Annotated in this window: 14 protein-coding genes; 7 read left to right on the top strand and 7 right to left on the bottom strand. The window is 70.1% G+C overall.

The annotated features are described in order from the left end of the window. The coding region (locus ACOJVU_RS11000; protein ID WP_421529813.1) for an NAD(P)/FAD-dependent oxidoreductase at positions 1–702 on the top strand (702 nt) is incomplete at its 5' end. 9 nt (positions 703–711) lie between these two features. On the opposite strand, the gene ACOJVU_RS10995 is transcribed toward ACOJVU_RS11000, so the two are convergent. From ACOJVU_RS10995 to ACOJVU_RS10975, 5 genes are all read right to left on the bottom strand, one after another. Then, complete coding sequence (locus ACOJVU_RS10995; protein ID WP_421529812.1) at positions 712–1,107, bottom strand: rhodanese-like domain-containing protein; 396 nt, start codon at positions 1,105–1,107, stop codon at positions 712–714. Then, a complete protein-coding gene (gene purT / locus ACOJVU_RS10990; RefSeq protein WP_421529815.1) occupies positions 1,104–2,303 on the bottom strand; it encodes a formate-dependent phosphoribosylglycinamide formyltransferase in 1,200 nt (399 codons plus the stop codon). The genes ACOJVU_RS10995 and purT overlap by 4 nt, the downstream gene beginning before the upstream one ends. Before the next feature lie 128 nt (positions 2,304–2,431). Further along, positions 2,432–3,076, bottom strand: a complete 645-nt coding sequence (locus ACOJVU_RS10985; protein ID WP_421529811.1) for a PaaI family thioesterase — start codon at positions 3,074–3,076, stop codon at positions 2,432–2,434. Beyond that, positions 3,073–4,371: an adenylosuccinate synthase gene (locus tag ACOJVU_RS10980; RefSeq protein WP_421529810.1), complete on the bottom strand. Its 1,299-nt coding sequence runs from the start codon at positions 4,369–4,371 to the stop codon at positions 3,073–3,075. The genes ACOJVU_RS10985 and ACOJVU_RS10980 overlap by 4 nt, the downstream gene beginning before the upstream one ends. A gap of 256 nt (positions 4,372–4,627) precedes the next feature. Next, positions 4,628–5,029 carry a class I SAM-dependent methyltransferase gene (locus tag ACOJVU_RS10975; RefSeq protein WP_421529814.1) on the bottom strand — a complete coding sequence of 134 codons (402 nt, stop codon included), beginning with the start codon at positions 5,027–5,029 and terminating at the stop codon, positions 4,628–4,630. Between the two features lie 115 nt (positions 5,030–5,144). On the opposite strand from ACOJVU_RS10975, the gene ACOJVU_RS10970 reads away from it, so the two are divergent. Beyond that, on the top strand, positions 5,145–5,792 hold the full coding sequence (locus ACOJVU_RS10970) for a peptidase M50 (protein ID WP_421529809.1): 648 nt from the start codon (positions 5,145–5,147) through the stop codon (positions 5,790–5,792). A gap of 9 nt (positions 5,793–5,801) precedes the next feature. After that, complete coding sequence (locus tag ACOJVU_RS10965; protein ID WP_421529808.1) at positions 5,802–6,584, top strand: site-2 protease family protein; 783 nt, start codon at positions 5,802–5,804, stop codon at positions 6,582–6,584. A gap of 11 nt (positions 6,585–6,595) precedes the next feature. Here the strand turns inward: ACOJVU_RS10965 and ACOJVU_RS10960 are convergent, their stop codons facing one another. Beyond that, on the bottom strand, positions 6,596–7,009 hold the full coding sequence (locus tag ACOJVU_RS10960) for a DUF3151 domain-containing protein (protein WP_421529807.1): 414 nt from the start codon (positions 7,007–7,009) through the stop codon (positions 6,596–6,598). Between the two features lie 116 nt (positions 7,010–7,125). On the opposite strand from ACOJVU_RS10960, the gene ACOJVU_RS10955 reads away from it, so the two are divergent. Both ACOJVU_RS10955 and ACOJVU_RS10950 read left to right on the top strand, forming a co-directional pair. Continuing rightward, positions 7,126–7,923, top strand: a complete 798-nt coding sequence (locus tag ACOJVU_RS10955; RefSeq protein WP_421529806.1) for a hypothetical protein — start codon at positions 7,126–7,128, stop codon at positions 7,921–7,923. Positions 7,924–7,989: 66 nt separating this feature from the next. Next, positions 7,990–8,676: a VTT domain-containing protein gene (locus ACOJVU_RS10950; RefSeq protein ID WP_421529805.1), complete on the top strand. Its 687-nt coding sequence runs from the start codon at positions 7,990–7,992 to the stop codon at positions 8,674–8,676. On the opposite strand, the gene ACOJVU_RS10945 is transcribed toward ACOJVU_RS10950, so the two are convergent. Further along, complete coding sequence (locus ACOJVU_RS10945) at positions 8,657–9,787, bottom strand: glycoside hydrolase family 76 protein (RefSeq protein WP_421529804.1); 1,131 nt, start codon at positions 9,785–9,787, stop codon at positions 8,657–8,659. The genes ACOJVU_RS10950 and ACOJVU_RS10945 overlap by 20 nt on opposite strands. Positions 9,788–9,835: 48 nt before the next feature. On the opposite strand from ACOJVU_RS10945, the gene ACOJVU_RS10940 reads away from it, so the two are divergent. Further along, a complete protein-coding gene (locus ACOJVU_RS10940) occupies positions 9,836–11,245 on the top strand; it encodes an ethanolamine ammonia-lyase subunit EutB (protein ID WP_421529803.1) in 1,410 nt (469 codons plus the stop codon). Next, positions 11,242–11,530, top strand: a 289-nt coding sequence (locus tag ACOJVU_RS10935; protein ID WP_421529802.1) for an ethanolamine ammonia-lyase light chain EutC, incomplete at its 3' end; no start/stop codon positions are given. The genes ACOJVU_RS10940 and ACOJVU_RS10935, both read left to right, overlap by 4 nt.

Raw genomic sequence — 11,530 nt, 5'->3', positions numbered from 1 at the left:
CTGGAGAAGATGGGAGTCGAGATCCAGCTCAACACGATGGTGACCGCGGTCGACTACCGGGGCGTCACGATCAAGGAGAAGGACGGCGGCGAACGGCGCATCGAATGCGCCTGCAAGGTGTGGGCGGCCGGCGTGCAGGCCAGCCCACTGGGCACGATGCTCGCCGAGCAGTCCTGCGGAACCGCAACCGAGCGCGCCGGAAGGGTGGTCGTCGAGCCCGATCTCACCGTCAGGGGCCACCCGTACGTGTTCGTCGTCGGCGATCTGATGTCGGTGCCCGACGTTCCCGGCATGGCGCAGGGGGCGGTCCAGGGGGCGCGGTACGCGGCCAACCTCATCGAGCATGCGGTCAAGGGCACCGACGCCCCGGCCACGCGAAAACCGTTCGCCTACCGCGACAAGGGCAGCATGGCGCTCGTTTCGAGCTACAGCGCGGTCGCGAAAGTCGGCAAGCTCGAGTTCGGCGGCTTCATCGCCTGGCTGGCGTGGCTGCTATTGCATCTGTATTACCTTGTCGGGCACCGTAACCGGGCCGCCGCCTTGCTCGCCTGGGGTATCTCTTTCCTGGGCCGGACCCGAGGCCAGATGGCGATCACCAGTCAGATGATCTACGCGCGGCCACTACTGGACCAGGCGGGAAAGCAGGCCGAAACGCTGGCGGCTGCCGAAGACGCGGATGCGGCCGAACGTCAGGCCGGGTAGCCAGACGCCTCAGAATTCCTTGCAGGGCAATCCCGTTGCCCGCCAGCACAAGCTGGCGTGCCCCTCGAAACCGTGCAGTACGTTGTAAGCCGGGCCGATGCCCGCTTCGGTTGCGACCGTGGCCGCGGAGACGGAGCGGCCGCCGGAACGGCACAGGAACACCACGGGCCGTTCACGCCCGGCGGACGGGACCAGGTCGCGCAACTCGGCGACGAAATTCTCGTTGAGCCGCCCGTCGGACGTATTCCACTCGAGGTAGACCACGTCGCGGCCCAGGCTCGACAAATCGGGCACTCCGACGACGCGCCATTCGGCGTCGGTGCGCACGTCGACCAGCACCGCATCGGGGTCGTCGCTGAGCATCTTCCACGCCTGCTGCGGCGTGATGTCTCCCGCGTAACTCATCGCACCGAGTCTGGCACATCGGCCCGGCCCGCGAGCTCGCGGGCTCGCTCGCGGGCCGCCGCGACATCCGGCGCCGTGGCCAGCGCCACCCACGACGCGGCTCGCGATCCCGGCCCGAAGAGGCGCGCGTCGCTTTCGGGCACGCCGAGCGCGCGGGACAGCGCGTCCGCGGCCGGCACCCCGGCGCCCGGGCGCATCACCCGCGCGGCCCCCGGCGACGTCATCATCGTGTCCACCGGCAGGCCCAGAATCGCACGCGCCTGCAGTTCGAACGCCGAGAGCCGCTGGCTGCGCGTCGTCACCCAGGCACTCTCCCGCGGGCCTGCGGTGACGTCGGCGAAATACACCTCGTCGCGGTGGATCATCAGTTCGACGCCGAACACCCCGTGCCCACCCAGCGACGTGACGATCCGCGCGGCGATCGACTTGGCGGCATCGAGCGCCGCCGGGCTCAGCTGCTGGGGCTGCCAGCACTCCAGCACGTCGGCCTCGGCGCGGCTGTGACCGATCGGTGAGCAGAACTGGATCCGCGGCCCGGGTGCACCGCGGCTGCTCACCACCAGCAGGGTGATGAAAAAGTCCACGTCGACCAGCGTTTCGGCCAGCACCCGGTACTCGCCCTGCCCCGCCGGCTTCCCGAGAATGCCTTGCCATACCGCCTCCAGGTCGTGGCGCTTGGTGACGACGGATTGCCCGCGCCCCGGCGCTCCGGCCACCGGCTTGACCAGCAACGGCAACCCGGCGTGGACGGCCACCGCCTCGAGTTCGCCGACCGAACCGACGAACCAGAACGGCGCGGTGGGCAGGCCCAATTCGTCGGCGGCCAGCCGGCGCAGGCGCTCAGGGTCGCCGGTGAGCCGAACGGCGCGGGCGCTCGGCACCAGCTCGATGCCTTCCAGGGACTCGAGGGCTCGACCGGCGACGGCACCGGCCGCAGTCGCCACGACGTCCGGCCGCAACCGAGCGACGGCACCCGACAGCGCGGCGGCGTCAACCGGCGTGACAGCCGGCGACTGGTCGGCGATGGCGTGCGCGGGCCCGGCGGGGTCCTCGTCGGCGACGACCACCTCCGCGCCCAGGCGCCGCAATGCGATCGTCACTTCCCGGGCCGGTGCACCCGAACCCAGCAGCAGCACGCGGGTCCTGGCTGCGTCGGCACTTTCGTCGGCTCCGACGCCGGAATCCGCCCCGCCCACCGGTGGGGCCAACTCGATCACCGTCGTCTTGTCGTCCAGGTCGTCGGGTTCTTGCCGTCCTTCACCAGTCACGCCGTCGGTCACCGCTCAAGGATAGGTGCGCGGCCCGCGGGCGCGGCGGACCCGACTCAGGGCTGGCCGGGCAGCAACTGCACCATCAGGCCGTTCGCCTCGGCCAGCACCGTGTCCTGGCCGTCGACCAGCTCCGCGGACACGAAGCCCTTGCGGCCCTCCGCGGCGGTGAGGCGGCCGCGCACGGTCAGCGGCACCTCGATGGGGGTGACCTTGCGGTAGTCGACGTGCAGGAAGGCGGTGCGGCTGATCGGCCTGCCCGCGGCGTGCGAGATCATGCCGAACATGTGGTCAAACAACAGCGGCAGCACACCGCCGTGCACCGCGTGGTTGCCGCCGACGTGAAACCTGCTGAAACCGCCCTTCATTTCGACCCCGTCGGGGCCGTAGCGCGTCAGCGTCCACGGCGGCAGCAACAGGCTGCCCATGCCCGGCAGGTCCGGAGTCCGCCCGGCCGGCGCCCTGCCCTCGCCGGCCTCGAACGGTGCCAGCAGCCCCACCAGCGACGCGACGCGGCCGGCTGCCTCGTCCCAGACGTCGTCGCCGGGGTCCGCGGACACGGCGAGGTCCTGCAACCGACGCATGTGGGCCACGAACCGGCCGAACCCGGGACCCGGGCTGGCCGGGCCGTACTCCGGGAAGCCGCCGTGGTGCTCGTATTCGGGATCGATGTCTTTGGGATCCGGTTCGGTGGCCGTCACGCGCGGGCCGCCAGGATGTCCCGGCGCACGATGGTCTGCTCCCGGCCCGGACCGACACCGATGCACGAGACATGTGCTCCGGCAAGCTCTTCGAGCCGCAACACGTAGTCACGCGCCTTGGCGGGCAAGTCGTCGAACTCGCGGGCCGCCGAGATGTCCTCCCACCAACCGGGCAGCTCCTCGTAGATCGGCTCGGCGCGGGCCAGGTCGCTCTGGGTCATGGGCATGTCGTGGGTGCGTTTGCCGTCGAGCCGATAACCGACGCACACCGGCACCGTGTCCAGGCTGGAGAGCACGTCGAGCTTGGTCAGGAAGTAGTCGGTGATGCCGTTGACGCGGGTGGCGTAGCGGGCGATCACGGCGTCGAACCAGCCGCAGCGGCGGCGACGTCCGGTGGTGACACCGAACTCACCGCCGGTCTTGGTCAGGTATTCGCCGTTCTCGTCGAACAATTCGGTGGGGAACGGGCCCGAACCCACGCGGGTGGTGTAGGCCTTCAGAATCCCCAACACGGTGGTGATCCGCGTCGGTCCGATGCCCGAGCCGACGGCCGCGCCGCCGGCGGTCGGATTCGACGACGTCACATAGGGGTAGGTGCCGTGGTCGACGTCGAGCAGGGTGCCCTGCGAGCCCTCCAGCAGCACCGTCTCCCCGGCCTCCAGCGCATTGTTGAGCAGCAGCCGGGTGTCGGCGATACGGTGCCGGAAACCGTCGGCCTGCTCCAGCAGTGCCTCGACCACCTGGTGCGCGTCGAGTGCCTTGCGGTTGTAGATCTTGACCAGGATCTGGTTTTTCAGCTCCAGTGCGGCCTCGACTTTGTGGGTCAACAGCTCCGGGTCGAGCACATCGGCCACCCGGATGCCCATGCGGGCGATCTTGTCCTGGTAGCACGGCCCGATTCCGCGGCCGGTGGTACCGATCTTCTTGCTGCCCATGTAGCGCTCGGTAACCTTGTCGATCGCGACGTGGTACGGCAGCAGCAGATGCGCGTCGGCCGAGATCAGCAGCTTGGAGGTGTCGACGCCGCGGTGCTGCAATCCCGTGAGTTCGTCGAGCAGGACACCGGGGTCGACCACCACACCGTTGCCGATGACGTTGGTGACCCCGGGTGTCAGCACCCCCGACGGGATCAGGTGCAGCGCGAAGTTCTCCCCACCGGGCAGCACCACCGTGTGACCGGCGTTGTTGCCACCTTGATAGCGCACCACCCACTGCACGCGTCCACCGAGCAGGTCAGTGGCCTTACCTTTGCCCTCGTCACCCCACTGGGCGCCGATGAGGACGATTGCCGGCATGACATGCTCCAACCTGGTCTGGCCCGCTCGCTGTGGTGTTCACGGTAAAAGCAGTATGTCTACACGGGCCGGGACGGTTTTCGTTCCGGCTCCCCGGAAGTGATCCTAAATCGTCGACACTTCCGCGGCGTCGCGTGATCCCGGCCCGTGTCGCCCTGCCGCGCGCGAACCGACATGGACCGTAGCGAATCCGGTGCTCAGCGAGACGTAGCGGGCATCGACAAAACCCGCCTCCCGCATCGCCTTGCTCAGCTCATCACGGGACAACCAGGTGCAGCACGCGCCGGAACTCGCGCAACGCCTTACCGCGATCGGCGACGTTGCGCAGCCCGAAACCGATGGTGACCACGTCGAACGACGCATCCGGGAACCGCAGATCCATGGCGTCGCCCTCCTGGAAGTCGACGGCCCCGCGACGGCGCCGCCGGGCGACCCCGAGCATCGGGGCACAGGAGTCCACGCCGACCACCTGGCCTTGCGCCCCGACCACCGCCGCCTCCGCGAACGCCAGATCACCGGTACCGGTCGCCACGTCGAGTACCCGTTCGCCGCACTCGAGGGCGCAAATTCGCATGGCCTGCCGCTTCCAGACGCGATGCAGCCCCAACGTCCACGCATCGGCCATCACGTTGTAACGCTTCGCCAGCGCCGAAAACAGCTCCCTGACGTAACACGATGATCACCAATCCTGGGTTCACGACGAGTACCCAGACACGACGCTTGATAGTTTCGGCCGGACCTGATCGAACAGTCGTCGAACAGTCGAGGAACCCATGACGAAGCCGGATGAGACGCCCGCGGCGGCGGCCTTGCTGTTCGGGGAGCGCCGGGTTCCCGGACCGCTGCGCCGCTTACCCCTTCTTCGCCCCGAAAACCGGGCCGGCCTGGACGCCGCCGTCGGGCCGTACGGCCGGCTGGTGGTGATCGGCGCCGATGCCGACCTGGCCGCGCTGCTGACCGTTCTGATGCGCGCGGACCGGCTCGACGTCGAGGTCGCCTACGTGCCGCGCCGCCGCACGGCGGCGACCCGCGCCTACCGACTGCCGTCCGGGCGACGCGCGGCGCGGCGCGCCCGGCGCGGATCCGCGGCCCGGGTGCCCCTGATCCGCGACGACACGGGGTGGGTGATTGCGGGCCGGGCGCACTGGCTGCCGCCCGGCGACGGGGAGGCGCTGCACGGGGAGGCGGTGGTCGACGACACCGGGTTGTTCGACGGCGGGGTGGCCGGCTGCCAGGTGGAGCCGACGCGTGCGCTGCCCGGCCTGCGCGCCCGGGTACCGGGCCGCCGGTGGGTCACCGGGCGCGCGGCCCAGTTGGGCTGCACCGGGGTCAACGTGGTGCGCGACGGCGTGCCCGCGCCCCGCCCGGTCCGGCGATCGACGTTCTACCGCAACCTCGAGGGCTGGCTCGCCGTCCGATAGTTTCGACCGGTGAGCTTTCCCGCACGTTCGCACGAATCGGTGCGCCCCAGTCCCGTCTTCCTGGCCCTGCTGGCGGTGACGGCCGCCGGTGGCGTGCTGGCCTGGCTGGCCGGATCCAGCGTCCGGCCGCTGTCCTACGCCGGGGTGTTCGTCTTCGTGATCGCCGGGTGGCTGGTGTCGTTGTGTCTGCATGAGTTCGGGCATGCGCTGACCGCCTGGCGGTTCGGCGACCACGACGCCGCCGTGCGCGGCTATCTCACCCTGGATCCGCGGCGCTACAGCCATCCCGCGCTGTCGCTGGTGCTGCCGATGGTGGTCATCGTGCTCGGCGGCATCGGCCTGCCCGGCGCCGCGGTGTATCTGCGCACGTGGTTCATGACACCCGCCCGCCGCACCCTGGTCAGCCTGGCGGGTCCGGCCGCCAACCTGCTGCTGGCGGTGCTGCTGCTGACGCTGATCCGGCTGTTCTTCGACCCGGCCCACGCGGTGCTGTGGGCCGGCGTCGCGTTCCTGGCGTTTCTTCAGCTCACCGCGATGGTGCTGAACCTGCTGCCGATCCCGGGCCTGGACGGGTACGACGCCCTGGAACCGCATCTGAGCCCCCAGACGCAGCGCGCGGTGGCACCGGCAAAACAGTACGGCTTTTTCATCCTGCTGTTCCTGCTGCTGGCGCCGGGCCTGAACCGCTGGTTCTTCGGGATGGTGCTGTGGTTGTTCGACTTCTCCGGGGTGCCGCACGTGCTGGTGGCGTGGGGAGACTCGCTGACCCGGTTCTGGAGCGCCTGGTTCTGACGATTCTGCTGTTACAGCCCGAGCGCGTCGCGGGCCGAGGGGTCGCAGTCGTCGAGCAGATCCAAGCAGCGGGCGTACTCGTCGGTCTCGCCGATGGCGTCGGCGGCATGCGCCAGCGCCGCCACACACCGCAGGAAGCCGCGATTGGGCTCGTGGGCGTACGGCACCGGGCCGAAACCCTTCCAGCCGTTGCGGCGCAACTGGTCCAGGCCCCGGTGGTAGCCGGTGCGGGCGTAGGCGTAGGCCGTGATGGCCTTGTCCTCGGCCAACGCCTCCTCGGCCAGCGTCGCCCAGGCCACCGACGCCGTCGGATGGGCGGCGGCGACGATGCCCGGGTTCTCTTTGGCGAGCAGTTCGGCTTCGGCTTCACGGTCCCCCGGCAGCAGGACCGGATCGGGCCCCAGCAGATCACCCATCGACGTCATGGGTCCATTCTGCCGTTTCCCGTTTGCCCGCCGTCGCGCGCCTCGGCCGTGACGCCAACCGGGCTGCCGGGTCGCTAAGCTCCACACTATCCACTCGTAGGAGGACAGCAGCGCTCATGGTCAATCCGCCCGAGCCCAACCGCGAGCACCCGGTGGAACCCGGCGAGGAAGCAACCGAGAGCCACCCGGTGGTGCCCGACGACCCCGAGACCGAGACCGTCGTGATGAACAAGCCCGACCGGTCCGACTTTCCCGAGGCCGACCCGGCAACCCGGCAGCGCGAACGCCGCTTCACCGCGCCCGGATTCGACGCCAAAGAGACCACCGTGATGCCCACCACCTCCGAAGCCGCCACGGAGGTTTTCGCCGCGCCAGCCTCGGGCTCGGCCGGGCAGCCCGGTCAAAATTCGAAATCTGCTGTGCCGCAATCGATTCCTCCGCGCCTCGGCGCGAAGTTGCGGCCGTCCCCGAACGTGAACTGGGGCTGGGTGCTGCTGCTCGTGCTGCTCGTGCTGGCCCTGGCGGCGATCGCGATCCTGGGCACCGTACTGCTGACCCGCGGAAAACACTCGAAGGCCTCGCAGGAAGATCGGGTTCGGCAGACCATACAGACCTTCGACGCCGCGGTTCAGCGGGGCGATCTGACAACGCTGCGCACACTCACCTGCGGGACAACCCGCGACAGCTATGTCGATTTCGACGAGCACGGGTGGGAGGAGACCTACCGCCGCGTCTCGGCGGCCGGGCAATATCCCGTCATCGCCAGCATCGACCAGATCGTCGTCAACGGCCCCCACGCCGAGGCCAACGTCACCACCTTTATGGCCTACGACCCCCGGCTACGCTCGACGCGCAGCCTGGACCTGCAGTACCGCGACGACCAATGGAAGGTCTGCCAGTCCGTCAGCGGCTAGCCCGGTGATCCGTCAGATCCCCGACTTGGCCGCCCGTGACGCGTTACGCCGGTATGTTGAGGAATCGTGAGCACAGCGGTGACGGCCCTGCCCGACATCCTCGACCCGATGTACTGGCTGGGCGCCGGCGGCGTCTTCGGCTCGGCCGTGCTGCCCGGGATCCTGGTGATCGTCTTCATCGAGACCGGGCTGCTGTTCCCGCTGCTGCCCGGCGAGTCGCTGTTGTTCACCGGCGGACTGCTGGCCGCGCATCCCCACCCGCCGGTGGACATCTGGGTGCTGGCGCCGTGCGTCGCGCTGGTCGCCGTGCTCGGCGACCAGACCGGCTACTTCATCGGGCGGCGCATCGGTCCGGCGCTGTTCAGGAAGGAAGATTCGCGGTTCTTCAAGAGGCACTACGTGACCGAGTCGCATGCGTTCTTCGAGAAATACGGCGCCTGGGCGGTCATCCTGGCCCGGTTCGCGCCGTTCGTGCGGACCTTCGTCCCGGTGATCGCCGGGGTGTCCTACATGCGCTACCCGGTGTTCCTGGGCTTTGACATCGTCGGCGGCATCGCCTGGGGCGGGGGTGCGACCCTGGCGGGCTACTTCCTGGGCAACGTGCCGTTCGTCCACCAGAACCTCGAGAAGATCATCCTGGCAATCCTGGTCGTCTCGCTGATGCCGGCTTTCATCGCCGCCTGGCGCGGCTACCGGGGCCGAAGAGGCGGTGCGCGGGAGGACCGCACACAGATCACGATCCCCGACCGGTGACGCGGCAGGCGGCCTCCATCAGCATCCACCCTGACAACTGCACCGACAGGTCCCGTTCGGCGACCCCCGAACCGCTCACGGCGCCGTCGGCGAACCGCGCCTGAGCCCCGGCCCCGGACAGCTCGGTGGGGATCTCCGCGTCGCGATCCCAGGACGGTCCGAACAGCGGCAGCCCGTCCACGGACTGCCGGCAGTCCCACGCCGACTTCGCGCTGGCCAGCACGATGGTGCGGGCGGTGTCGCGGGCCGCGGCGTCGGCGGGGGCCTCGCCCGGCAGCGCGGTGGCCACCAGCGCGAGGTATCGGGCGGTGATACCGGCGAACAGGCCGCCGTCCCCACCGCCGGAGCCCTTGATCACCCCGGCCGGCGCCATGTGCTCGCCGACCGCAGCGACCAAGCGATGCACCCGCGGCGCGTGGCGGTCGTCGCAGGTGCGCGCGGCGAGCTCGGTTTCCAGCCCGAGCACGACGCCCTGACAGTAGGTGTACTGAGCCCGGACCAGCGAGCCGGACTTGACGCCGTCGAACACCAGGTGGGTCTCCGGGTCGATCAGAGTGCCCTCGATCCAGTCGGCCATCTGCTGGGCCCGCCGCAGCCGGTGCCCGTGGCTGTCCTGGCAGCGGGCCAGGAAGATCCCGGCCGGGCCGTTGGCGGGGGCGTTGAAGAACTGGTCCTGCTTGCGCCACGGAATGCCCCCGCCGTCCTCGGGTACCCAGGCCTTGACGAACTGGTCGGCGAGCTTGGGCAGTGCGCGCCGGCGCTGCACACCGGCCGTCTTCGCGGCGCGCTGCAGGGCCAGTGCCAGCCACGCCATGTCGTCGTAATAGCTGTTGGTCCACGAAAAGTTGTTGCGCAGCCGGTGGGTTCGGACCTGCCGGTCAATCCTGGTGCGCCGTTGCGGCTGCGGGTCGCGCAGCTGCGCGTCGAGGAGGCAGTCCAGCAGGTGGGCCTGCCACCAGTAGTGCCAGCTGCCGAACCACCGGTCGCGCCGCGTCGGCGGCCAGGCCACCACTCCCAGCTGGGTGCCCGGCAGTGCCCACAGCCGCTTCAGGTGTCGTTGCACCACAGCGGCTTCGGAGGTGGCGGCCCGGTTGACCCACAGCTGATCCATACTTGCCGATCCTGCCTCATCGCACCGAGGTGACCTACTGTTCACCAGATGAGCTACCGGCAGACCGTTTCGGGGACCACCTACACCTTCGACGGGCTCATCGACGTGCTGGCGAACGCGACGCCCCTGCGTTCCGGTGACCAGCTCGCCGGGTGCGCCGCCGGCTCCGACGCCGAACGCGCCGCGGCCGCGTGGGTGCTCGCCGACATCCCGCTCGCGTCGTTTTTGTCCGACGTGGTCGTTCCCTACGAGACCGACGAGGTCACCCGGCTCATCATCGACGGCCACGACCGCGAGGCGTTCGGCCCGATCGCGCATCTGACCGTCGGCGACTTCCGGGACTGGCTGCTGGACAACGCATCTCGCGGTGACACCGCGGCGCGGCTGACCGCCGTCGCCCCCGGGCTCACCCCCGAGATGGTTGCCGCGGTGTCGAAGATCATGCGCAACCAGGACCTGATCGCCGTCGCCGCCGCCGCGACCGCGACCGCGGCCTTCCGGACCACCATCGGATTGCCGCGCCGGCTGGCCACCCGGCTGCAACCCAACCACCCCACCGACGACCCCCGCGGGATCACCGCCGCGATGCTCGACGGCCTGCTGTTGGGCTGCGGCGACGCGGTGATCGGGGTCAACCCCGCGACCGACTCACCGGCCGCGGCCTGCGACCTGCTGCACCTGCTCGACGACATCCGCGAGCGGTTCGCCATTCCCGTGCAGTCGTGCGTGCTGTGCCACGTGACGACCACGATGGAGCTGGTCGAGCGGGGAGCGCCCGTCGACCTCGTCTTCCAGTCGGTCGCGGGGACCGAGGGCGCCAACGCCGCCTTCGGCACCTCCCTGGCGATGCTGGCGGAGGCCAACGAGGCGGCCCGCTCGCTGCGCCGCGGCACGGTCGGAGACAACGTCATGTACCTGGAGACGGGGCAGGGTTCGGCGCTGTCGGCCGGGGCCCACCTCGGGGTGGGCGGCCAACCGGTGGACCAGCAGACCCTGGAGGCACGCGCCTACGCGGTGGCCCGGGCGCTGCAGCCGCTGCTGGTCGACAGCGTGGTCGGGTTCATCGGTCCGGAATACCTCTACGACGGCAAGCAGATCGTCCGCGCCGGGCTCGAGGACAACTTCTGCGGGAAACTCCTCGGCCTGCCGATGGGCGTCGACGTCTGCTACACCAATCACGCCGCGGCCGACCAGGACGACATGGACACGCTGCTGACCCTGCTGGGCGTGGCGGGTACCGCTTTCGTCATCGCCGTGCCGGGTACCGACGACGTCATGCTCGGCTACCAGAGCCTGTCTTTCCACGACGTGCTGTACGTGCGACAGGCGTTGAGGTTGCGGCCCGCACCCGAATTCGAGGCCTGGCTGGCCGGACTGGGCATGGCCGACGCGCAGGGCCGGATCCTTCCCGCCGACCTCGCGACGTCTCCGTTGCGGGAACTGGCGGCCGGCCGGTGAACGACCTGTGGGCACCGCTGCGGGCCACCACGCAGGCGCGGATCGGCCTCGGCCGGACGGGCAACTCCCTGCCCACCCGGCGCGTCCTGGAGCTGCGGGCCGCGCACGCCGCGGCGCGCGACGCCGTGCACGACCCGCTCGACGTCGACGGCCTGGTCGCACGGCTGCGGGGCATCACCGTCGGCGGGGGCCTCGGCGAGCCGCTGCAGGTGCGCAGCAGGGCGGACTCGCGCGGCGAGTACCTGCGCCGGCCCGACCTCGGCCGCAGCCCGGACGACCTGTCGG

Source organism: Mycobacterium sp. THU-M104 (assembly GCF_049197365.1).
GTDB lineage: Bacteria > Actinomycetota > Actinomycetes > Mycobacteriales > Mycobacteriaceae > Mycobacterium.
This window is presented reverse-complemented; position numbering and strand designations above follow the sequence as displayed.